Source organism: Brachybacterium avium (assembly GCF_002216795.1).
Lineage (GTDB): Bacteria > Actinomycetota > Actinomycetes > Actinomycetales > Dermabacteraceae > Brachybacterium > Brachybacterium avium.
Genome location: NZ_CP022316.1, coordinates 1,939,098 through 1,960,147, shown reverse-complemented (window position 1 = coordinate 1,960,147; position 21,050 = coordinate 1,939,098). Strand labels below are relative to the sequence as shown.

Below are 21,050 nucleotides of genomic sequence, written 5' to 3'. Positions count from 1 at the left end.
GGCGCATCCACAATCACAGCGATGCAGCTGTGTCGCACGGTCTCTGCCCCTACGCTGGCCGAACACCTTCGATAGGCGCACGGCTCACCAAGGAGGCGAGGAGCCGCTCTGACTACAGAGGCGAGACGAAATGAGAGTGGGAGAATGGCTGCGGGACACCGCTGACGGCATCGCGCACCTCTTGGGCCTTCTGGAGCCGTTCGCCCCGTACGCGACAGCTGTCGTGGCATTCGTCGCTGCGGCGATCGCTTTGCTGAACCTGCACCACCGGCGACAAGCCGACAGCCGAGCCGAGTGGTGGCGTCGTGTCGAATACGCGATGGATCTGACTCGAGAAGAAGACAAGGTAGGGCGGAACACGGGAATGCAGCTCCTCAATCATCTTCTCGACGACGAGCGATGGGACGAGGCCGACGTCAAGATGCTCTCGGATGCGAACGAGATTCTGATCAGCGAGCTCGTCGACAAGCTGACGCTCGCCGCCGCGGAGCCGAGGCCCTCTACCGGTCCACCAGGTCTGTTCCGTAGACTCTGGTATCAGGCCACCCGAAGGAGGTCTAAATGAGCATCGACAATCCGCCCCGGCGCGCACGCGCTCGAAAGCCGTACACAGTCGTCATGAGGTCCCGCGACAACCAGCGGGTGCTCGTACGTGATCCTTTGGACGTGCAGTTCCTCGAGCTCGCAGATGCCTTTCAGATGAAGGCCCGGGCGATCATCGAAGAGGCGCCCGAGGACCGGCGCCCCGAGAACGCCGCCCGCTGATCCGCGTCTCCCACGATCCGTCGCGGGAGGCGCGGCCTCGGCTCACCCGATCCAGCCCGCGTCCACCTCTTCCCCGTCGACAGCGGCGCGGGCGGCACCGATGACCAGGGCCATCGCCGCGGCGCCGGGGTCGATCACGCCCTTGGCCGCATCGCCGACGTAGCTGGCGCGGCCGCGGCGCGCGGTGGTCTCCGCCGTCGCCCGGGCGGCCTCGACGGCGGCCTTCTCCGCGGCGGCGAGCGCCTCGCCCGCCGACGTGCTCGACTCTACGGCCGAGCGCAGCGCGGCGACGGCCGGGTCGAGGGCGTCGACCATGGTCTTGTCCCCCACCTTCGCCTCGCCGTACTTCTGGATGGTGGCCTGCCCGGCCGCGAGCGCCTCGGCGAACTGGGCGAGGGTTGGTTCGGCCTGGTCGTCGGCGGCCTTGGCGAGGTCGCGGAAGAACATGCCGAACAGGGGCCCGCTGGTGCCGCCCACCCCGAGCCAGGCCATGTACATCGCACTGCCCCACTGACGGTAGGTGGAGGGAGCGTCGGCCTCGATGTTCTCGGCGGCGAGCTTCAGGGCGGTGCGGATGTTCGCGCCGAAGTCACCGTCCCCGGAGCGGCGGTCGAGGTCGCCGAGCGCGTCGGCGGCGCCGCCGAGGTGCTCGTGCACGCCGCGGATGAAGTCGCGGCCGAAGTCGTCGGGCAGGGTCTCGTTGCTGGTCATCTCGGTCTCCTCACCAGGTCAGGGCAGGGGTGCGGACGGGCGCGTCCCAGAGTCGGGCCTGCTCGTCGTCCAGCGGCATCAGGGTGATCGAGATGCCGTGCATGTCGAGGCTGGTCACATAGGAGCCGACCAGGGAGCGCTGGATCGCGACCCCCGCATCGGCGAGGTGGTGGTGCAGGGAGCGGGCCACCAGGTTCAGCTCGAGCGGATAGGTGCCGCCGAGCCCGTTGACGATCGCGAGCACCTCGTCGCCGCGGTGCAGCTCGAGCTCGGCGCGCAGCGGCTCCAGCAGCAGCTCGGTGAGGCCGTCGGCGTCGCGGAAGGGGACGCGGTCCCGGCCGCGTTCGCCGTGGATGCCGACGCCCAGCTCGACCTCGTCGTCGCCGAGGGTGAACTGGGGCTCGGTGTCGCCGGGGTGGGTCCCGGCGGAGAGGGCGAGGCTCATGGTGCGGGCGCGGCCGGCGGCGCGGCGGCCGATGGCGGCGACCTCCGCCAGGCTCGCTCCGGCCTCGGCGGCGGCGCCGCACAGCTTCTCGACGATGACGGTGGCGGCGGTGCCGCGACGGCCCGGCCCGTCCTCTCCCCCGGTGTCGGTGGCGAGGTCGTCGTCGACCAGCACCATCTCGGTCTCGACGTCGTCGTCGCCGCTGATCTCCCCGGCGATGCGGAAGTTCAGCACGTCGCCGGTGTAGTTCTTGACGATCTGGACCACGCCGCGGCCGGCGTCGGCCGCTCTGGTGGCCTCGAGCACCTGCAGGGCGGTGGGGCTGGCGAAGACGGCACCGGCGACCGCGACGTCGAGCATGCCGGTGCCCACGAATCCGGCGTGCAGCGGCTCGTGGCCGGAGCCGCCGCCGGAGACCAGGCCCACCTTGTCGGTGGCGGGACGGCGACGGGTGATGAAGCGGTGCTCCTCGTGGAGGTCGAGCATCAGCGGATGGCTGAGCATGAGCCCCTCGAGGGCCTCGGGGACCAGATCCTCGGGATTGTTGACGATGCTGCGACGCATGGTGGTGCGCTCCTTCCGGGCGGGCCGATGCCCCCACGCTATCCCTCTGTGAGGCACGCCGCAGAGGGTCGGCGCAGGATCGCGTACGGTGCGAGCCATGCGACTGCTCCTGATCCGTCACGGCCAGACCCCCAGCAATGTGGACGGCATCCTCGATGCCGCCTATCCCGGGCCCGGGCTCACCGCGCTGGGCCGCGCCCAGGCCGCGGCGGTTCCGGAAGCGCTGCGGCGTGAGGACATCGCCGCGGTGCACGTCTCACGCCTGCTGCGCACCCATGAGACCGCGGCCCCGCTGGCGGCCGCACGCGGGATCAGCCCACAGCTCACCGCGGGTCTCGAGGAGATCAGCGCCGGGCAGCTCGAGCAGCGCAGGGATGCGGAGGCCGTCGCGGCCTACCAGGACAACCATTCCCGCTGGAGCGCGGGCGAGTTCACCGACGGGGTGCCCGGCGGTGAGAGCGGCGACCAGTTCTGGGCGCGGTACACCGGGGCGCTGCGCCACATCGCGGCGCTCCATGCGCAGGATGCGACCGTCGCGGTGGTCAGCCACGGCGCCGCGATCCGGGTGTTCGCCGCGGTGGTCGCCGGGCTCGGCGCCGCCTCGCTCGAGGATCGGCCGCTGTTCAACACCGGCATGGTCACCCTCACCGGCCACCCCGAGGAGGGCTGGCAGCTGGAGGACTGGGTGAGCATGCCGATCGGCGGCGACCATCTGCTCCGCGGCATGGCGCACGACGTCACCGGCGACCAGCACGCCGACGCCGTCGTCTGAGCGACCTGCTCAGCCCGTCGGCCACTCCAGCCGCGGGGTGTCCGGGCCCTCGTAGGGGGCGTCCCCGTACTCGGCCTGCAGCTCGGCGGTGAGGGACTTCAGCGCCCCGAGCACCTCCGCGTAGGCGGGGTCGCCCGCCACATTGGTCATCTCGTGCGGATCCGCGACCAGGTCGTACAGCTCGTCCTCGACGGGCATGATCCGGTCCGACGAGCCGGGGCTGCCCAGGCCGTCGTTGTAGTACCGGATGTACTTGTGGGTGGGGGTGCGCACGCCGTAGTGGGCGGGGGCGTGGTGCTCGGGGTCGTCGTGCTCCCAGTAACGGTAGTAGACGGCCTGGCGCCAGTCCTCGACCTCTTCGCCGCGCAGCTGGGGAAGGAAGCTGCGCCCCTGCTGCTCGGGCAGCTCCGACGTCTCCGCGCTGGCGGCCTCGAGCAGGGTCGCGGCGAAGTCCACGTTGGAGATGGTGTCGGTGATGCGGGAGCCGGCGGCGACCTGCGCGGGCCAGCGCACCAGCATCGGCATGGTCAGCGACTCGTCCAGCATCAGGCGCTTGTCGAACCAGCCGTGGTCGCCGAGGAAGAAGCCCTGGTCGGAGGTGTAGATGACGATCGTGTTCTCGGCCAGGCCGTTCTCCTCGAGGTGATCGAGGATCTCGCCCACGGAGTCGTCGACCGCCTGCACGCAGCGCAGGTAGTCGCGCATGTAGCGCTGGTACTTCCACGAGGATCTGGCACGCCATGAAGCCTCGCCGTCCCCCTCGAGCTCGGGCGGCAGCGTCTCCTTGTAGTCGCTCTCGCGCAGGTCGTCGAGCTGCATGGCCACCTCGCGCACCACCTGGGCGCGGGAGGAGTGGTCATCCCACATGGTCTCCGGCTCGGGGATGGTTCCCGCCTCGTACATCCCGTCGTAGCGGGGGTGCGGGACCCACGGCCGGTGCGGGGCCTTGTGGTGGACCAGCAGGCAGAACGGCTGCTCGGGATCGCGCTGGTCCAGGAAGTCCAGGCTCTGCCGGGTGACGATGTCGGTGGCGTAGCCGGGGATCCGCTCCTCGCCGTCGGGCCCGATCATCACCGGGTCCACGTACGCGCCCTGGTCGGGGTAGATCCGCCAGTCGTCGAAGCCGCGCGGCCGGGAGCGCTCGGAGCGGCCCAGGTGCCATTTGCCGTACAGCGCCGTCTGGTAGCCGCACTCCTGCAGCACCTCGGGGAAGGTGCGCACCCGGTAGTCGAACTCGGAGTAGATCGACGGGGCCCGGTTGATGTGGCTGTAGGTGCCGGTGAGGATCGAGGCGCGCGAGGGGGTGCAGATGGCGTTGGTGCAGTACACCGCGTCCATCCGCGCCCCCTCGGTGGCGAGCCGGTCCAGGTGCGGGGTGGTGTTGACCCGGCTGCCGTAGGCGGAGATCGAGTGGGCGGCGTGGTCGTCGCTCATCACGAACACGATGTTGGGACGGGTCATCGGGGCATGCTCCTGCAGGTGTGCGGTGTCGTGCTGCGGACCTCATCGTGCGACATGGCGCACGAGCTCGGGGAGCAGGTCATTCGCCGGCCTTGGTGAACAGGTCGAAGGTGTAGTAGTCCGCCGGGGCGACGGGGTCCCCCTCGACCTTCCCGTTCTCCTCGAAGTAGTCGTTCATGGACTGCAGCCAGGTCTCCACGGTGCCGTCGGCGATGAGGTCGTCGAGCTCCGTGGCGGAGAAGTACTGCGCATTGTTCGCATCGGTGGCCACGGCCTCCGTATCGCTGTCGATCATGGCCGCGGTGAGCTCGATGGTCTGGTCGAGGTTCTCGACCCGGAAGTCCATCGCGGCGCGCAGCACGCGCAGCACCTTCAGGGTCGTCTCCTCGTCCTCGGACGGGGTGTCCTTGCCGGTGAGCATGACGTTCGGGAACTGCATGACATCGGAGAAGTCCGAGTTCTGCGCGAGCTCGACGAGGTCCGGGACCTGCTCCTTGATCGTGTCGATCATGGGGTACCAGATGCCGGCGGCCTCGACCTGGCCCGAGGCGAAGGCGGAGACCACCGTCGCGGGGTCCATCGCCACCTTCTCGATGTCCTCGATGCTCATGCCCGCCTCCTTCAGGGCGAGCTGGACGATCATGTCCCCCGAGGTGCCTTCGGGGATCGCGACCTTCTTGCCGGCGAGGTCCTCGATCGAGGTGATCCCGGGCTGGGCGATCACGCGGTCGGCCTGGCCGACGCCGCTGACGGTGAGCACGGAGGCCTTGCCCGAGGCGGGCAGCCACATCGCGCCGGGGCCGATGTACCCGAAGTCGAGGTCACCGGTGCCCAGTGCCTGCACCTGCAGCGGACCGTTGGTGAACGACTTCGGTTCGGCGGTGAGTCCCTCCTTCTCCCACAGGCCGTTCTCCTCGGCGACCGCGAGCAGGCTGGCCCCGTTGAAGTCCGGGGTGTAGCCGAAGGTGATCTTGGTGGTGTCCCCGGAGCCTCCGGAGTCCGAGGAGCCGCAGGAGGCGAGGGCGCCGACGGCGGGAAGGGCGGCGAGGCCGCCGAGCAGGGTGCGACGAGAAACGTTCATGATGATCCACTCCATTGGGGTTGGGGTACTGGTCAGGGGCTGAGGGCGCGGCGTCGGTGCCGCACCCTCACTGGTGATAGACGGAAGTCCAGATCTCGTTGCGGATGGTGTTGAACTCCGGGCTGAGGCGCACCTGCTCGGTGCGCGGGTAGGGCAGATCCACGTCGATGATGCGGTCGATGCGACCGGGCCTGGCGGCCATCACCACGACGCGGTTGGCGAGGAACGCCGCTTCGTCGACGTCATGGGTGATGAACATGATCGTGCGCTTCTCCTGCTCCCAGGTCTGCAGCAGGTGCTCCTGCATCCGCACGCGGGTGAGGGCGTCGAGCGCTCCGAAGGGTTCGTCCATGAGCAGGATCGAGGGGTTCATGGCGTAAGCGCGGGCGATGGCGCAGCGCTGCTTCATGCCGCCGGAGAGGGTCTTGGGCAGGGCGTCGGCGAAGTGGCTCAGGTCGACCATGTCGATGAAGTGCTGGGCGCGCTGTCGACGCTCCGCGGCGGGAACCTTGGCGGTCTTCAGCCCGAATTCGACGTTCTGCCGCACAGTGAGCCAGGGGAACAGGGCGTACTGCTGGAAGATCACGCCGCGCTCGGGGCTGGGCCCATCGACCTCGATGCCGTCCACATGGGCGGTGCCGCCGGTGGGCTCCTCGAGGCCGGCGAGGATGTTCATCAGCGTGGACTTGCCACAGCCGGAGGGGCCCACGACCGTGACGAACTCGTTCTCCCGCACCGTCAGGCTGACGTCGCCCAGCGCGTCGAAGCGTTCCCCGCCGACCTCGAAGGTCTTGGAGACGTTCTGGACCTGGATCTTCTGGTCGGTCATCGATGCTGCTCTCTGTCGCTGGTTCATCGGCGCTCCTGCCAGGAGGTCAGCTTCGCTTCGATCAGCAGCAGGGTGCGGTCCATGAGCAGGCCGAAGATGCCGATCGTGATGATGCCGACGAAGATGGTGGGCAGGTCGTAGTAGATCTGCGCGTGCTGCATCCGGTAGCCCAGGCCCTCCTGGGCGGCGATCAGCTCGGCAGCGACCACGGTGGCCCAGGCGGCACCGAGCCCCACCCGCATGCCCACGAGGATGAACGGGGTGGAGGCGGGGATGACCACCCGGACGAAGATGGTGCCGTCCTTGGCGCCCAGCACGCGGGCGGCGTTGATCAGGGTGCGGTCCACCTGCACCACGCCCTGGAAGGTCGAGATCACGCAGGAGAGGAACGCGGCCAGGAAGATCACGAAGATCTTGGGCTGCTCGCCGATCCCCATCAGCACGATGGCCAGCGGGATGATCGCCAGCGGCGGGATGGTGCGGAAGAACTGCACCCAGGGCTCGAGCAGTCCGCGCGCCCAGCCGTACCAGCCCATCAGGAAGCCGACGGGGATGGCGAGGGCGGAGCCCAGCAGGAAGCCGATGAGCACGCGGCGCAGGGAGGCGACGACGTCCTCGAGCAGGATCCCGCGCTGGGCGAGGTCGATCGCGGAGGCGACCACGGCGAAGGGGCTGGGGATCTGCAGCCCGGTCAGGGAGATCGCCCACCAGATCGCGAGGCCCAGGAACACCGTGGTGATGTTCAGGGCGAGGATGCTGGGCGGCCGGCGACGTCTGGCAGTGGTCGGTGCGGCGGCGGTCTTGGCCGCCGGGTCGGACCCGGGTGCCTCCGCCACGGTGGAGTTCGGATCAGCGGACACGGGTTCCTCCAGCGAGGTCGACGGATCTGACGGGACTGAGCCGGTCAGGGGTGCGGAGATCGAAGAGGGAGTCCTGGGCGCGCAATACGGTGATCGCTCCTCGAGCCCCCTGTTCGGTATCGGTGGTGACGATGCGGATCTGCAGCGTCTCGCCGCCGAGGGTCTCTCGGCAGGCGGCCTCGCGCAGGACGGGCAGGACGGGGGCGAGCAGTGCGCCGACTTCGCCGGCGATGACGATCTGGTCCGGATCCATGACCAGCGAGGCGATGCCCACGACTCGGCCGACGGTCTCGGCGAGCTCGCCCACCAGCGAGATCGCCGGCTCCTCGCCGGCCGCGACGGCGGCGCGGAGCTGCTCGAAGCAGGCGTCGTCAGCGGCGGGCACGGCGGCCGGGTTCAGGGAGCGCCAGCGGGTCAGCACCGCCTCGTGGGAGGCGACGGTCTCCAGGCACCCGCGACGGCCGCAGCGGCACATCTGCGCGCTCTCGGAGTGATCCACGATCATGTGCCCGATCTCGCCGGCCAGCAGATTCCTGCCGCGCCAAGCGCTGCCGTCCCCCAGCACCGCGCCTCCGGAACCGGTGGACAGCCGCAGGTAGACGAGGCTGCAGTCGACCCGGCCCTCGGCGGCCGCCACTTCCTGCGCGGCGAAGCGGATGTGGTGGTCCACGAGCACGGGGGCGGCGAACTCCTCGCCGAACACCTCACGGATCCGGGCCCGCACGAGATGGAACGGCTCGGCGATCCGATCGCTGCGGTGGAAGCCCTGCCAGCTGGCGGAGTTGGGGCCGGGCAGGCCGATGCCGATGCCCGCCAGCTGTGCCAGGTGCACGTCGTCGATGGTCAGTGCATGCACGAGAGCGACCCCGGCCTGCACCCGGGACTCCCAGCCGGTCCCGTGCTCGTAGCGGGTGGTGCCGGAGGCGACGATCTCGGCCGCGGCGTTGGCGAGGCACACGGTCACGGCGATGTGGGTGAACTCGATACCGATGTAGCGCACTGCGCCCGGGTGGATCCGCAGCACCTCGGCGGGGCGTCCGCGGCCGTCCGACGGGCGGTCATGGCTGACGGTGACGATGCCGTCGCCGCGCAGCGAGACGAGCAGGTCGGAGACGGTGGTGCGGGTCAGGCCGAGCTGCTCGGCGATCTCTCCGCGGGTGAGCTCATGGCCGCGATGCAGAAGAGCCAGCACCGCGTCGCGGTGCTGGTCCTTGGCGCTTCGTTGCCGTCCCATGAGGTGGCACGATATCCACCCGGATTAATTCCGTCCAGAGTTCGACAGAAATCAGTTCATCGTGTGCCCGGCGGCCGTCGATACGGTGGCGCCGGGGAGAGGGGCCCGCTCGGGACCCCTCACGGCGCCACCTCACGAACCCCTCTGACCTGCACGATTACCGCTCCGCTCACCAGCGCGGGTGGATGCTCTCGCGCAGCAGCTCGTCGTAGGTCTCGTGCACGGCGGCGTCGAAGCGCTCGAGCACGGCCGCCTGCTCGGCGGTGGGGATGCTGCCGGCGGCGGCGTTGCGGCGGGCCTGCTCGCCGCTGCTGGCGCCGGGGATGGCGGCGGTGACGCCCTTCTGCGCGAGGATCCAGCGCAGGCTGGCCTCCGCCAGCGACATCGCACCGTCGAGCGCCTGCTCGAGCCGGGCCACGGCGGTCAGGCCGGTCTCGTACTCCACGCCGGAGAACGTCTCGCCCTGGTCGAAGGCCTCGCCGTGGCGGTTGAAGCTGCGGTGGTCGTCCGCGGCGAACCGGCTGCCGGGGGAGAACTTGCCGGTGAGCAGCCCGGAGGCCAGCGGCACGCGGGCGATGATCGCCACGCCCTTCTCCGCGGCCGCGGGCAGCACCTCGTCCAGGGGCTTGAGGCGGAAGGGGTTCAGGATGAGCTGGATCGAGGCGAGATGCTCGCGCTCGAGGCCGATCAGCGCCTCCTCGCAGGTCTCGACGCTGACGCCCCAGGCGGCGATCTTCTTCTCCTCGGCGAGCGCGTCGAGCACGTCGAACACGCGGTCCTCGCGGTAGATCGCCGGCGGCGGGCAGTGCAGCTGCACCAGGTCCAGGGTGTCCATGGCGAGGTTCTGCCGGGAGCGCTCGACCCAGGCACGCAGATTCTCCTCGGTGAAGGTCTCCGGGGCGAAGGGGTCGGCGCGGCGGGAGGCCTTGGTGGCGACGAACGGCGCCTCCGCTCCCCGGCCGCGGCGAGCCGGGTGCGCATCGCGCCGACCAGCTGCTCGCTGCGGCCGTCGCCGTAGACGTCGGCCGTGTCGAAGAAGGTGATCCCGGCCTCGAGCGCCGCATCGAGCACGTTGCGGGCGGAGGCGTCCGTGACCTCGCCCCAGTCCGCGCCGATCTGCCAGCAGCCCTGCCCGATCACGGACAGCGGGCGGCTCAGACGGGACGGGGTGCGGTACTGCATGGACATCATCGACCTTGCCTCTCTCCGGCTGCCCGGGACCGGGCGGCACTGCTCCCCAGTCTCCCAGATGTCGCTCTGAGTGAGCCGGGAGGCCCGGCGCGCAGCCGCCGGGCGGCCGCCGAGGCACCGGGGCCCTGCGTCTCAGGAAAGTCCCTGCGCCTCAGGGACGATCCCGCTGCGCCCCTTTGAAGGCCTGGAGCGCGCGCAGCGCCGAGACGATGGCGACGACGTCGACGACCTCCTGCAGCAGGGCGCCGACCACGGCGGGCAGAAAGCCGAAAGCGGCGACGAGCATCAGGCCCACCGAGATGATGATGCCCATCCAGATCGACTGCAGCGCGATGTGCACGGTGCGGCGCGAGACGTGGGCGACGTCGGCCACGCGTGCGATGTCGTTCGAGGTGATGACGGCTGCGGCCGATTCGCTCGCGACGGTCGAGCCCCTGCCCGCCATGGCGATGCCGACGTCCGCGGCGGCCAGCACGGGGGCATCGTTGATCCCGTCGCCGACCATGAGCACGGGCCGGGGCCGGATCGCGCGGATGATCTCGACCTTGGTCTGCGGGGTGGTCTCGGCGTGGACCGTCCCGATACCCACCAGCTGCGCGACGGACTCGGCGGTCGGTGCGACGTCCCCGGTGACTATCGCGATCTCCGCCACTCCGGCGGCCCGCAGGCGGGCGATGGTCTCGGCGGCGTGCGGACGGATCGGGTCGGAGACGATGAGGAGGCCGGCCAGCTCGTCATCGACCGACACGTACACGGCGGTCTCCCCGGCGCGGAGGGCGGGGCGGTCGATCGGTCCGGCCACCTCCTCGATGAACGCGGGTTTCCCGACCCGCACCACGGTGCCCCCGGTCAGGGAGGCGCGCACCCCGTGGGTGGCGACCTCCTCCGCCTCCGTCACCTCGGGCAGGGCGAGCTGCCGGGCTCGGGCCGCCGCGATGACCGCCTCGGCGAAGACGTGCACGGAGTACTGCTCCGCAGCGGCGGCGAGCCGCAGCGTCTCCTCGGCGGTGCGGGCTCCGGGGCGGACCTCCACCACGTCGGCCCGGCCCTGCGTGAGGGTGCCCGTCTTGTCGAAGGCGGCGGAGCGGACCTGGGCGAGGGTCTCCAGGACGCTGCCGTCCTTGATGATGACGTTCAGCCGGGCGGCGGAGCTCATGCCTCCCATGAAGGCGACCGGAGCGGCGATGAGCAGCGGGCAGGGCGTCGCCACCACGAGCACCTCGGCGAAGCGCACCGGGTCGCCGCTGAGGAACCAGGCGAGGCCGGCGATGAGCAGCGACACCACCGTGAACGGCACGGCGTACCGGTCGGCCAGTCGCACCATCGGGGCGCGGGAGCCGACCGCCTCCTCGACCAGTCGCACGATCGAGGCGTAGTGCGATTCGGCCGCGACCTTCTGCGCGCGGATCGTGAAGCTGGCGGTGCTGTTCACGGTGCCCGAGAGGAGCCCGTCGCCTGCGTGATAGCTCGCGGGCAGCGGTTCGCCGGTGACCGAGGATTCGTCGATGGTCGCGTGCTCGGACAGCAGCACGCCGTCCACGGGCAGGATCTCCGAGGAGCGCACCAGCAGCTCGTCGCCGACCTGGACCTCGTCGACCCCGATGCTCTCGACCTGCCCGGTGCCGGGGTGGATCCGCTGCGCGAATGCCGGGGCGCGGCTCATCAGCTGGTCCAGCTCGCGGCTCGCCCGACGCGCGGCGAGGTCCTCGAGCGCCTCACCGCCGGTGAGCATCAGCGCGATGATCAGCCCCGCGACGTACTCCTGCACCGCCAGGGTGGCGATCATGGCGATCACCGCGAGGATGTCGAGGCCCCAGTGCCCGCGCAGCAGATCCCACGCCATCTCGATCGCCGTCACCACGATCACGATGCCGAGCACCAGGTACGCGATGACGGCGAGGGCCGTGGTCAGGCCGGTCGCCCACAGGATCACCCCGGCAGCCAGCCCGGCGATCACGAAGAGCATCATCGCGCGGTCGCGGAGCTGCTCCACCACCGGTGACGTCGCGGAGCGCGAGGTGCGGGTGCGCGTGGTGGTGGCCTGGTCCGGCACCGCGGCACCCCCGTTCTTCGTCATGAGCATGGAGAGCGCGCTGCGGGGACCGGTGCGCGATCAGGGATCAGCTGGTCACGCCGCCATCGTGGCGGCTGGCTCCATGATCATCTCGAACCTGACGGGGGTCAATCGGGCTCCCGACGTCAGCGCGGTCCGGCGCCGCCCTTGTGCGGGGCTGCGGGCCGACGCTCTCGGACCCGGGTGAGGACGGGCAGCGCTGTCAGCGGGGCGTCGACCTCGATCGTCGTCGGCCCCTGGTGGCGGCGCCCATCAGCCTCGGCCCAGGTGCCGGCGGGCAGGACGACGCGGCGCGAGCGCGCACCCCGCTCGAGCACCGGGGCGACCACGAGGTCCTCGCCGAGCATGAACTGGTCGACGACGTCCTCCAGGCCGGGCTGGTGGTAGGCCATGGGGCGCAGGATCGGCTCCCCGGTGCGGGCGGCGTGCTCGGCGAGGTCCAGGAGGCGGCCCAGGTGATGCTCGCGCAGCCGGAGGGCGGCCCGCACCGCGGTGAGGTGCTCCGCGTCCAGCACCCGGGCCGGGGAGGCGGAGAACTGGATCATCGGCGCCAGCGCCGCGACCTGCGCGTAGCGGACGAAGAACTCCTGGTCGATGGTGGCCTGTCCCTGCATGGCGCTGATCTCGCCGCCGCCGACCATGTCCGGGCAGCAGTAGTGGTAGCCCATCAGGGACTGGGCGATCATCCGCGGGATCAGGCTGCCGATTCCGGCGTCGCCCCAGGCGGGCGGGGTGTCCTGGACCCGCTGCGCGAGCGGCTGCCCGCCCATGTCCCAGCTGGCGCGCATCTCGCTGAGCGGGTAGCGCGCCGCCAGGCGCGACCACTGGCGGCACATGTCCACGGGTCTCAGCCCGCCGGTGAGGTCGTCGTCCCGGAAGTCGCCGACGTCGGCGCCGTCGAACTTGAAGCCGTCCACGCCGAGCGCCCGCAGCGCATCTGCCTGCTCGTGGAACCACTGCACGGCCCGCGGCTCCGAGAGGTCCAGGACGGCGCTGACCCCGTTCCACCAGCGGCGCAGGGCAGTGTGGCCGTCGGCCCCGCGCAGCAGCAGGCCCGCGCCCTCGAGCCGACGGAAGGCGGGGGAATCGGGGCTGATGTAGGGCACCATCCAGAGCATCAGGCGGCATCCCCAGTCGTGCAGGGTGCGCGCCAGCTTGGCGGGGTCGGGGAAGCGGGCCGCGTCGAAGGTCCAGTTGCCGTAGTCGGCCGACCACATGTCGTCGATCATCACGACCCCGGGCGGCATGCCGGCGTCCAACAGGCGCCGCACATAGGCGAGCACCCCGTCCTGGGTGGGCAGGAAGGGCTGCTCGATCCACGAGTTGTACTGCGGGCCGGTGAACAGCGCACGGTCCGGCAGCGGGCCGCCGATCCGGATGGTGCCGCCACGGCGCATGGCGGTATCGGCCGGTTGGGCGGCGTCGGCCGGATGGGCAGCGCCACCGGCCGGATGGGCAGCCCCGTCGGCTGAGGTGGCGTCGCCGGGCGGGTGGGCGGGGCCGTCGGCCGAGGTGGCGGCGCTGTCGAGCGGGCCGACGGCCTCCAGCGCGCCTTGCAGCGCCGAGCGCAGGCTCTCCCCGCTGGTCTCCAGGCGCACGCCCGCACCGGTGACCTCGAGCGCACTCTCGCTGAACCGGAAGCGGAAGGGGCCATCGGCCTGCACCCGGCGCCCCCTGCTGGACAGCAGCAGCGGGGAAGCCTGGTTGCTGCCCTCGGCGGCACCGCCCGGGACGGGCTCGGCACCGGCGAGATCGCGAGCGAACTCCGCGGCGCCGTAAGGCATGGCGAGCGCGTCGGCAACCCGACCGCCCCACCAGCGCTCCTGATCCCGCAGAGGGATCAGCAGCGTCGAGGCGGGCTCGGGCGAACGGTCAGTACTGGTGGGGTCGCAAGTCACCCCGGAAGCCTACGAGGATCACGCGCCGCGCGGCGCGATCGTCCCCGCGGTGGACGTTCAGTCGTCCTCGACCTGCAGGCACGGGAGGGTGCCGTCGACCACGGCGTCACCGATCTTCGCGTCGTCGAAGCTGACCGTCTCGTCCTCGGCGGTGATGTTCTTCGTCGAGGAGCTCTTCTCCGGCTCGCCCTGATTACCGAGCTTCACCATGGCGAACTCGCCCGGCGTCACCTTGACCAGCGGGAGCTCGTCCTCCTCCATCTTGATGATGACGTTGCGGATCGTGCCGGGCTCACCGCTGCAGCGCACGATGTCCGGCGTGAAGGTGGTCTCCTCACCATCCAGCGTGATGGTCAGGGTGCCGGCCTCCGCGTCTGCGGCGGCGTCCTCGGTCGCGTCCTCCTGCTCGGAGGTCTCCTCCTCGGCGGGCGAGGACTCGTCCTCGTCCTCGGCAGCCTCGCTGTCCTCCTCGGTCGACTCCGGCGCAGCCTGCGTGGTCTCCGAGGCCTCCACGCCGCCGTCGTCGCTCGCCGTCGGGCTCTCATCCTGCGAGGCGCCACAGGCGGCGAGGGAGAGGATGAGGGCGGCGGCGGCCGCGCTGGTGCGGAGGGTGCGTGATGTGAGCATGATCGATCAGTATCACGGCCCTTCCGGGATGCGCACCCCGTGCATCGACCCACCTGGGCGAATGCTCACGGAACGTGAAAGATTGCTCAATCCGGGGCGCCACCGGCATCGGCTGGGGGCCCGGCGAGCATCCCGGACCCCCTCCACCTCACACCAGCGGCGCCGCCCCGATCGATCCGGTGCGGGCGAAGACCGGGACCAGCTCGATGCCCTCCGGCCCGGCCCCCGCCTCCTTCGCCGCGACCCAGACGGCGAGCGTGTTGGGCCCGTTGTGGTCGAGGAAACCGGAGGGGATCGTGAACTCGCTCTGGGGGCCGATGTCCCCGATATAGATCCCGGTGTTCCAGCCGTTGACGTACAGCACCGCTTGGCAGGCATCGCGGCGGCCGTCCTCGAAGCGCGGAGAACGCAGCGCGAGGCGCCAGGCGACATCCACGCCGTCGGGCGTGGAGAGCTCGAAGCTCGTGCGGTACCACCGCACCCCGGGCGCGTCCGCCACCAGGGACGAGGCCTCCTCCCAGGCGGAGTCGTCATGGTCGGGCAGATGCCAGCCGTGGCGCTCCCCGTGCAGACCGCCGGTGTTAAAGAGCGTGCGCCGGGCGTCGATCTCCGCGGCGCCCTGCACCCGCCAGGTGATCTCCCCGGTGGCGGGCAGCACCGCATCGAACAGACCGCGGTTCTGCTTCGAGAGGCCGTTGTCGCTCCAGTCGAGGTTCTGGCCGAGGTTGTGCACCAGCACGCTGAGCACCGTCTCCGCGCCCGGGACGGCGACGGCCTCGGGCAGCGTGAAGGTCTGGTCCTTCCCCACGGCGGGCGCCGCGCCGAGGTAGGAGCCGTCGGCCCAGGCCTGCAGGAACGCCGGTTCCTGGCCCTGGGCCGGCTGGCCGGTGCCCCCGTTGCCGCGCAGCACGAGCTCTCGGCTCTTCCCGGCGGTGAAGACGGCGCGGTACCAGATGCTGCCCTCGAAGAAGCCGTAGTGGTTGGAGTCGAGCACGATGCCTCCGCGCCCGGGGCCCTGGAAGCTGTTGGACCCCTCCGTGGAGTCGGCGACCGTCCACGCCGAGTCGTCGAAGTCCGCCGCGGCCTCCGGCGCACCCTCTGCGACCCGGAAGGCCAGATCCGGGACCGCCGGCTCGGCCGGCGCCGCCAGCCGGTGCGTGGCGATGCCGTCGGAGACCGGCCGGCTCTTCCCGTTGACGATGACGCGACGGACCCCGTCGGGCACGTCGAGACGCACCTCGGCCCGGTCCGTCGAGCCGAGGACGAGTTCGGCGTCGGCCCGGGAGAAGGCGACGGTGCGAGCCAGCTCCGCGCCCTCGACGACGACGTGCGCATCGGTGCCGCCGGGAGTGACGGTGCTCTGGTTCACCGGGCGGCCGCCGAGGAACCAGGTGGTGGTGGCCGCGGTGCGGGAGATCGCGCGCAGCACCAGGCGGCTCGTGCCATCGTTGCCCGCCGAGGTCAGGGGGCGGCCGGCGATCTCGACCTGCACGGGCTCGTCGCTGTGGACGAGGTTGATCCGCAGCTGCCCGGTCCCCTCGTCCCAGGTGGTGCTCACGGACTCGGGGGCGGTGACCTCGGGCTCGGCGGCGTAGCGCAGCACGATCTCGCCCGGGTCCCCGTCGTGGCCGATCAGGTACTGCAGGTGGCCCTTCCGCCGCGGCAGGGCCGGGCCGAACAGGGCGCTGGTCGAATAGAGCAGGCCATGGCCGCCGATCACGGTGTCGGCGACGACGGTCAGCGCATCCCGGCCGTGCAGCTGCAGGAAGGTGGACTCGTCCTGGGGCACTCGGGCCCAGCCGACCACGCCCTCGGGGATCTCGACGCTCCCGTCCTCGCCGCCGGTGGGGACGTCGAATCCGTCGAGGGCGATGACGGTGCCCTCCGCTCCCTCGGCCGGCTCACCGAGGGCCTCGACGACGATCGTGTGCTCCCCCGCGCTCAGGCCCTGGACCTGGTAGCTGACGACCTGGGAGGGCTTGTTCTGCTCGGTGTCGACGTGGCTGGTGAAGGTGCCGTGCTCCTGCCCGTCCACGAGGACGCGGGCCCGGCCGTGATCGGTGCCGGTGGCGGTGATGACGTCGACCGCGGTGCCGGTGAAGGTCCAGCTGGCGGTGGCGCCGGCCGTCTCGGTGCGGGTCAGGGTGGACCCGGACGCGGTGGAGTCCTCGACCTGTGACCAGTCCCCCGCATACGTGATCGCGGGGTCGCGGTCGTCGGCCGTCGGGGCCTGCCCACCGGCCTCCTCGGGATCCCCGAGCACCAGCGCGGTCGCGAAGCGGGTGTCGGTCTCGTCGTTGGAGTCGGCCAGGCGGAAGGCGAGCAGCCGGGGCCGGCCGTCGTCCGTCGCCGAGCCCTCGTCGCCGGTGCTCGCGCGCTGGTAGGCCTGGATCTGGCCGCCGTCGACCTCGCGCAGGGCCTGCGGGGCGACGGGCGCCATCGACGCGATCTGCGGCAGGGCCTGCTGCAGGTAGCCGAGCTCCTTCTGGACGGCGAGCTTCTCGGTCAGCTCGCGATCCTCCGTGATCGCCGCGCCGTAGTCGTAGCTGGTGAATCCCGAGGACGGGGAGCCGGTGTATCCCCAGTTGGTGCCGCCGAAGACCATGTAGTAGTTGAAGGCGGTGACGCCGCCCGCGAGGTTCCGCACCCCCCATTGGCGGGTGAAGGCGGGGTCGGTGAACTCATAGGCCTGGTGGGAGTCGAAGGAGGCGCCCCAGGGGGTGAACGCCCCGCCCTGGGACTCGGTGATGAACTGCGGGGTGTCGGGGCTGATCTCGCGGTAGGTCTGCTCGGACTCGCCGATCCGCGCCCGGGAACCGCCGGCGTTGAATCCCAGCGGGTAGTGGTCGTAGGCGTAGAAGTCGGTGTGGTGCTTCTCGACATCGATAAAGCGCCCGCCGAGGTTGTAGTCGTTGTGGAACATCGGCACGGTGATGCCGGTGGAGCGCACGTGATCGGCCAGGCCGCGCAGGAACGCGGAGCTCTCCGGGTTCTCGGCGAACAGCTCGTTCTCGACCTGGTACATCAGCACGCTGCCACCGCCGTCGGTCACCTGGTGGCGGGCGATGATCTCGTTGACGGCGCTCAGCCACGCACAGGAGTCCGCGAAGTTCTCCGGGTCCGTCGAGCGCAGCGGTGCCGCCCGGTTCGTCAGGTACGCGGGCAGCCCGCCCATCGAGATCTCGGCGTTGACGTAGGGCCCGGGCCGCGCGATGACGTACAGCCCCTCCTCCGCCGCCATGGTCAGCAGCAGGTCGAGGTCCCGGATCCCGCTGAAGTCGAAATCGCCGCCCGGGGCGCTCTGGTGCAGGCCCCAGAAGAAGTAGAAGGAGACCGCGGTGAAGCCGGCGGCCTTCACGATCTGCAGCAGGTCGCGCCACTGGGCCGGTGCGGGCACCCGCCAGGGGTGGATCTCGCCGGAGTAGATCAGCAGGCGCTGGTCGTCGACGACAAAGGAGTGCTCGTCCCAGGTGACGGTGTGCGCGCGGCCGTCGTTGCCGGGGAAGGACGAGGTGCCGTGCAGCAGGCCGTCCGTCGCCTCCCGGCCCTGCGGAGCGGTCGGCCCGAGCGCATCGCCGGGGACCGCAGCGAGGGCGGCCGGAGCCGCGACGGCCGCTCCGGCGGTGCAGGCCCCCAACCGCAGGAAGCTCTGACGGCTCAGAGTGGAGGCGGACTGGTGGGACTGCGGCATTCGGGACTCCTCATCGAGCGGGCTGTCGTGACCCCGACCGTAGCAAATCGCTTTACAGCCTCCTGCGGCGTCTCGCGGGACCCGACAGAGCACTCAGTCCGTGGCGCCTGCGCCTCAGAGGCGCAGCACGAGCTTCCCGCGCACGTGCCGGGTGCGCACCCGGTCGAGCGCCTCGGCGGCCTCCGCGAACGGGTGGACGTGCTCGATCTCCAGATGCACCGCGCCCGAGACCACCCCCTCCATCATCGCCAGCAGCTCACCGCGCACGTCGGCGGCGTAGTCGATCATCGACAGCGTGATGCCCCGCTCGGAGGGCTCGGAGTCGCCCGAGATGGTGATGACGCTCCCGTTGTCGGCGACGACGCGCAGGGCGTCTGCGCTGGTGCCGGGGTGCACGGCCAGGGCCGCATCGACGCCGTGCGGTGCCCAGCCACGGATCTCCTCGATCCACCCATCATCGTGATAGTCCACTGTCATCTCCGCGCCCAGCGAGCGCAGATACTCGTGGTTGTGGGCCGACGCAGAGGCCGCGACCCGCCATCCGCGGCGCCGCGCGACCTGCACCGCGAGCGTGCCGATGGCTCCGGCGCCTCCGGCGATGAAGAGCGTCGCGCCCGCGGGCAGGTCGCCGAGCGGGGCGAGGGCGCGCAGCACCGTGTTGCCGGCCACCGGCAGCGCCGCCGCCTGTTCCATGTCGAGCCCGTCGGGGAGCGGCAGGATCAGCGAGTGCGCATCGACCACCGCGAACTCGGCCCAGGTCCCACCCTTGGGCTGCATGACGTTGACGAACGCGATCCGGTCCCCGGGTGATATCCCGGCACCTCGCCGCCGATCTCCTCGACCACTCCGGCGCCCTCGATCCCGATGGGGAGGGCGCCGGCGGCGCCCGGCGGGAGGAAGTAGGAGTCGTGGATCCCGACCCCGATCGCCTGGAGGCGCACCAGCAGCTCTCCGGGGCCGGGCGTGGGGACGGGGACGTTGGTGAGGGCGATGGTCTCGGAATCTGCGTCGGTCAGGAGGTAGGCCTTCATGGGACTCACGATACGCACGGTGCCGCGATGAGGTACAGGGCTGAGGGCTGCCGGGCGAGGCAGACGCACGCCCTCCCTCAGGCAGAACCGAAGGGAGGGCCTTGCGGAATGCTCAGCGGCGGAGCTGACCAGCCGTCACATCTCCAGCGGAAGCAGGACGTACGCCTCACAGCTGGCAGCCTCGTCGCTGGTGATCAGGTATGCGTCCGACAGCAGCAACTCGCCGCCGGCCGGGATCATGTTCGGGTACTCCGAGCCTCCACCCGCGATCTCACCCGCATCGTCACGACAGAGGATCTGGACGCGCGGCTCCTCCCAGTTCTCGTCGGTCGTGTTCTGAATGAGGAACTGCGGGTCGTCGGCCGACGCTTCGATCGGGGCGATTCCCGCCCTGGCTTCGCTGTTGCTTCCGTAGTCGCTCGCGCTCACCGTGGCCTCGACACGTGCCGGGGAGCTGCCTGCGGGGATCTCGAGCTGCGTGCCGACCGGGAAGGTGGCGCCCTCTGTCCCGAGCTCCTCGACCTGCTCCTCGGAGACGATGAGGTCGTCCTCGTCGTCGTAGACGTTGAAGAGGACGGTGGCGAACTCGCCCGTCAGGCCCTCATGCTTCACCACCGCGCTCGCCCAGGCGTAGTCACCGTCGACAGCGATCCCGGACTCGAGCACCTCGATGTCGCCCGGGGCCTCGACGGAGTCGGCCGCATCGGCGGGGACCTCCGACGACGTCTGCTCGAGGGTCACGGTCCCGGACTCCCCCAGTGCCGAGACCTCGTAGCTGATCTTCCCGTCCTCGTAGGTGAAGTCCTTGGTGTCGTCGCTGGAGGCCAGGAGCTCAGCGCCGGTGCGGCTGTGGTCGTTGGTGGAGGTCCATGTATGCGAGCCCTCGGCCTCGGGAGCCTCGTACGTCCCCACCCAGTAGAGCCTCGAATCCGGGCTCCCGTCCTGCGGCACCCAATCGATGGTCATCGCGGTACCCGCGATGGTCGCCCGCTGCACGAAGACGCTGTCCTCGGTGGAATGCCAGACACCGGTGAGGTCGGGCGCCTCGACCTTGACCTCAGCGGGCTCGGCCGCTCCGCCCGCATCGCCCACACCTGCAGCGGCCGAGGTGGCCGAAGCCTCCGGGGCATCCGTCGAGCCGCAGGCAGCGAGCGTTCCCGCGAACACGACGGCAAGCATGAAGCCACCCGCACGATGACCGAGGCGGCGGCGCGCAGAGTCGGCCCGGCCGCCCATAGTGGTCACAGTCATCTATTCCTCCCAGAATTGGGCCCAGCAAGCAGGCAAGGAGTGCCGAGCACACGCCGACACACAAACAGGTTGAAGCATCAATTGTACGGTTGGCAGAAGTGTTCCCCGAGGTGCACGGAGTCAGCCGCGCCCCCTGCACCCTCAGTAAGCGTCCCTCTCGGTGAGCGGGACTGTGCCCTCAGCTCTGTGGTGCTCGAAGAGCTCCTCGAGCTCAGCGGCATAGGCGGGGTCATCCGCGAGCGGTGAGATCGGCGGGAGCACAGCGAGGAGCTGGTCGGCGATCATCTCAGCGCTCCACCATGCGGGGATCGAGGTGTCGGCGAAGTCGCGGGCGGGCTCGTCGGCATCGTTCAGCGAGGTGTGGGCGACCTGGTCGAGGAACTCCTCGCGCGGGTGGCCGCCCGGCACCTCGCTCTGGCGGCGGACGAACATGCGCACGCCGAGCCCGCTCGGCGACGACATCGCCACGAAGCGGATGCGGTGGTAGCCGCGCCGGTGCAGCACGGTGACGGCCTCGAAGATCTGGAGCAAGAAGACGGTGTCAGAGAGACGAGGGGCTCCATGG

The 21,050-nt window shown here is 70.7% G+C and carries 18 protein-coding genes and 1 pseudogene; 3 read left to right on the top strand and 16 right to left on the bottom strand.

The window, feature by feature from the left end; all coding sequences use genetic code 11:
• Window positions 1–136: 136 nt before the first annotated feature.
• Entirely contained in the window at window positions 137–565 is a 429-nt protein-coding gene (locus CFK39_RS08865) for a hypothetical protein (protein WP_157697122.1), read from the top strand.
• Window positions 566–618: 53 nt separating this feature from the next.
• On the top strand, window positions 619–765 hold the full coding sequence (locus CFK39_RS08860; protein WP_157697121.1) for a hypothetical protein: 147 nt from the start codon (window positions 619–621) through the stop codon (window positions 763–765).
• 42 nt (window positions 766–807) lie between these two features.
• Here the strand turns inward: CFK39_RS08860 and dhaL are convergent, their stop codons facing one another.
• Window positions 808–1,476: a dihydroxyacetone kinase subunit DhaL gene (gene dhaL, locus CFK39_RS08855; protein ID WP_089065159.1), complete on the bottom strand. Its 669-nt coding sequence runs from the start codon at window positions 1,474–1,476 to the stop codon at window positions 808–810.
• A 10-nt stretch (window positions 1,477–1,486) separates the two neighbouring features.
• Window positions 1,487–2,485, bottom strand: coding sequence for a dihydroxyacetone kinase subunit DhaK (locus CFK39_RS08850; RefSeq protein WP_089065158.1), 999 nt, complete (start codon window positions 2,483–2,485; stop codon window positions 1,487–1,489).
• A gap of 97 nt (window positions 2,486–2,582) precedes the next feature.
• On the opposite strand from CFK39_RS08850, the gene CFK39_RS08845 reads away from it, so the two are divergent.
• A complete protein-coding gene (locus CFK39_RS08845; protein ID WP_089065157.1) occupies window positions 2,583–3,257 on the top strand; it encodes a histidine phosphatase family protein in 675 nt (224 codons plus the stop codon).
• A gap of 9 nt (window positions 3,258–3,266) precedes the next feature.
• Here CFK39_RS08845 and CFK39_RS08840 read toward each other — a convergent pair whose 3' ends face one another.
• The 14 genes and pseudogenes from CFK39_RS08840 to CFK39_RS08775 all read right to left on the bottom strand — a co-directional run bounded on the left by CFK39_RS08840 (window position 3,267) and on the right by CFK39_RS08775 (window position 21,016).
• Window positions 3,267–4,718 carry a sulfatase family protein gene (locus CFK39_RS08840; protein WP_089065156.1) on the bottom strand — a complete coding sequence of 484 codons (1,452 nt, stop codon included), beginning with the start codon at window positions 4,716–4,718 and terminating at the stop codon, window positions 3,267–3,269.
• Window positions 4,719–4,797: 79 nt separating this feature from the next.
• On the bottom strand, window positions 4,798–5,799 hold the full coding sequence (locus CFK39_RS08835) for an aliphatic sulfonate ABC transporter substrate-binding protein (RefSeq protein WP_089066355.1): 1,002 nt from the start codon (window positions 5,797–5,799) through the stop codon (window positions 4,798–4,800).
• Window positions 5,800–5,866: 67 nt separating this feature from the next.
• Window positions 5,867–6,655: an ABC transporter ATP-binding protein gene (locus CFK39_RS08830; protein WP_245822387.1), complete on the bottom strand. Its 789-nt coding sequence runs from the start codon at window positions 6,653–6,655 to the stop codon at window positions 5,867–5,869.
• Window positions 6,652–7,488, bottom strand: a complete 837-nt coding sequence (locus CFK39_RS08825; RefSeq protein ID WP_245822386.1) for an ABC transporter permease — start codon at window positions 7,486–7,488, stop codon at window positions 6,652–6,654. Before CFK39_RS08825 ends, CFK39_RS08830 begins: the two co-directional genes overlap by 4 nt.
• The gene (locus CFK39_RS08820; RefSeq protein WP_089065154.1) at window positions 7,478–8,722 is read right to left on the bottom strand and encodes an ROK family transcriptional regulator; all 1,245 of its coding nucleotides are present in this window, start codon (window positions 8,720–8,722) and stop codon (window positions 7,478–7,480) included. Before CFK39_RS08820 ends, CFK39_RS08825 begins: the two co-directional genes overlap by 11 nt.
• Before the next feature lie 169 nt (window positions 8,723–8,891).
• Window positions 8,892–9,904 (bottom strand): annotated as a pseudogene (locus CFK39_RS08815) (aldo/keto reductase).
• Between the two features lie 160 nt (window positions 9,905–10,064).
• Window positions 10,065–11,882 carry a heavy metal translocating P-type ATPase gene (locus CFK39_RS08810; protein ID WP_420836218.1) on the bottom strand — a complete coding sequence of 606 codons (1,818 nt, stop codon included), beginning with the start codon at window positions 11,880–11,882 and terminating at the stop codon, window positions 10,065–10,067.
• A gap of 230 nt (window positions 11,883–12,112) precedes the next feature.
• Window positions 12,113–13,885 (bottom strand): glycoside hydrolase family 31 protein, encoded by a 1,773-nt coding sequence (locus CFK39_RS08805; RefSeq protein WP_157697120.1) that lies wholly within the window; start codon window positions 13,883–13,885, stop codon window positions 12,113–12,115.
• A 57-nt stretch (window positions 13,886–13,942) separates the two neighbouring features.
• The gene (locus CFK39_RS08800; RefSeq protein WP_089065152.1) at window positions 13,943–14,512 is read right to left on the bottom strand and encodes a hypothetical protein; all 570 of its coding nucleotides are present in this window, start codon (window positions 14,510–14,512) and stop codon (window positions 13,943–13,945) included.
• A gap of 148 nt (window positions 14,513–14,660) precedes the next feature.
• Window positions 14,661–18,203 (bottom strand): beta-galactosidase, encoded by a 3,543-nt coding sequence (locus tag CFK39_RS08795; RefSeq protein ID WP_089065151.1) that lies wholly within the window; start codon window positions 18,201–18,203, stop codon window positions 14,661–14,663.
• A 114-nt stretch (window positions 18,204–18,317) separates the two neighbouring features.
• Window positions 18,318–18,980 carry an NADP-dependent oxidoreductase gene (locus CFK39_RS08790; RefSeq protein WP_089065150.1) on the bottom strand — a complete coding sequence of 221 codons (663 nt, stop codon included), beginning with the start codon at window positions 18,978–18,980 and terminating at the stop codon, window positions 18,318–18,320.
• The gene (locus CFK39_RS08785; protein ID WP_089065149.1) at window positions 18,923–19,234 is read right to left on the bottom strand and encodes an alcohol dehydrogenase catalytic domain-containing protein; all 312 of its coding nucleotides are present in this window, start codon (window positions 19,232–19,234) and stop codon (window positions 18,923–18,925) included. The genes CFK39_RS08790 and CFK39_RS08785 overlap by 58 nt, the downstream gene beginning before the upstream one ends.
• Window positions 19,235–19,369: 135 nt before the next feature.
• A complete protein-coding gene (locus CFK39_RS16475; protein WP_177348997.1) occupies window positions 19,370–20,485 on the bottom strand; it encodes a hypothetical protein in 1,116 nt (371 codons plus the stop codon).
• 141 nt (window positions 20,486–20,626) lie between these two features.
• Window positions 20,627–21,016, bottom strand: coding sequence for a hypothetical protein (locus CFK39_RS08775; RefSeq protein WP_089065148.1), 390 nt, complete (start codon window positions 21,014–21,016; stop codon window positions 20,627–20,629).
• Window positions 21,017–21,050 lie beyond the last annotated feature (34 nt).

Coding starts and splice junctions, on each gene's coding strand:
- CFK39_RS08785 (WP_089065149.1), bottom strand. CDS start 19,234: ATGAAGGCCTACCTCCTGACCGACGCAGATTCCGAGACCATCGCCCTC.
- CFK39_RS08820 (WP_089065154.1), bottom strand. CDS start 8,722: ATGGGACGGCAACGAAGCGCCAAGGACCAGCACCGCGACGCGGTGCTG.
- CFK39_RS08810 (WP_420836218.1), bottom strand. CDS start 11,882: ATGATGCTCTTCGTGATCGCCGGGCTGGCTGCCGGGGTGATCCTGTGG.
- CFK39_RS08845 (WP_089065157.1), top strand. CDS start 2,583: ATGCGACTGCTCCTGATCCGTCACGGCCAGACCCCCAGCAATGTGGAC.
- CFK39_RS08840 (WP_089065156.1), bottom strand. CDS start 4,718: ATGACCCGTCCCAACATCGTGTTCGTGATGAGCGACGACCACGCCGCC.
- CFK39_RS08860 (WP_157697121.1), top strand. CDS start 619: ATGAGGTCCCGCGACAACCAGCGGGTGCTCGTACGTGATCCTTTGGAC.
- CFK39_RS16475 (WP_177348997.1), bottom strand. CDS start 20,485: ATGACTGTGACCACTATGGGCGGCCGGGCCGACTCTGCGCGCCGCCGC.
- CFK39_RS08850 (WP_089065158.1), bottom strand. CDS start 2,485: ATGCGTCGCAGCATCGTCAACAATCCCGAGGATCTGGTCCCCGAGGCC.
- CFK39_RS08800 (WP_089065152.1), bottom strand. CDS start 14,512: ATGCTCACATCACGCACCCTCCGCACCAGCGCGGCCGCCGCCGCCCTC.
- CFK39_RS08795 (WP_089065151.1), bottom strand. CDS start 18,203: ATGCCGCAGTCCCACCAGTCCGCCTCCACTCTGAGCCGTCAGAGCTTC.
- CFK39_RS08830 (WP_245822387.1), bottom strand. CDS start 6,655: ATGAACCAGCGACAGAGAGCAGCATCGATGACCGACCAGAAGATCCAG.
- CFK39_RS08835 (WP_089066355.1), bottom strand. CDS start 5,799: ATGAACGTTTCTCGTCGCACCCTGCTCGGCGGCCTCGCCGCCCTTCCC.
- CFK39_RS08790 (WP_089065150.1), bottom strand. CDS start 18,980: ATGCAGCCCAAGGGTGGGACCTGGGCCGAGTTCGCGGTGGTCGATGCG.
- dhaL (WP_089065159.1), bottom strand. CDS start 1,476: ATGACCAGCAACGAGACCCTGCCCGACGACTTCGGCCGCGACTTCATC.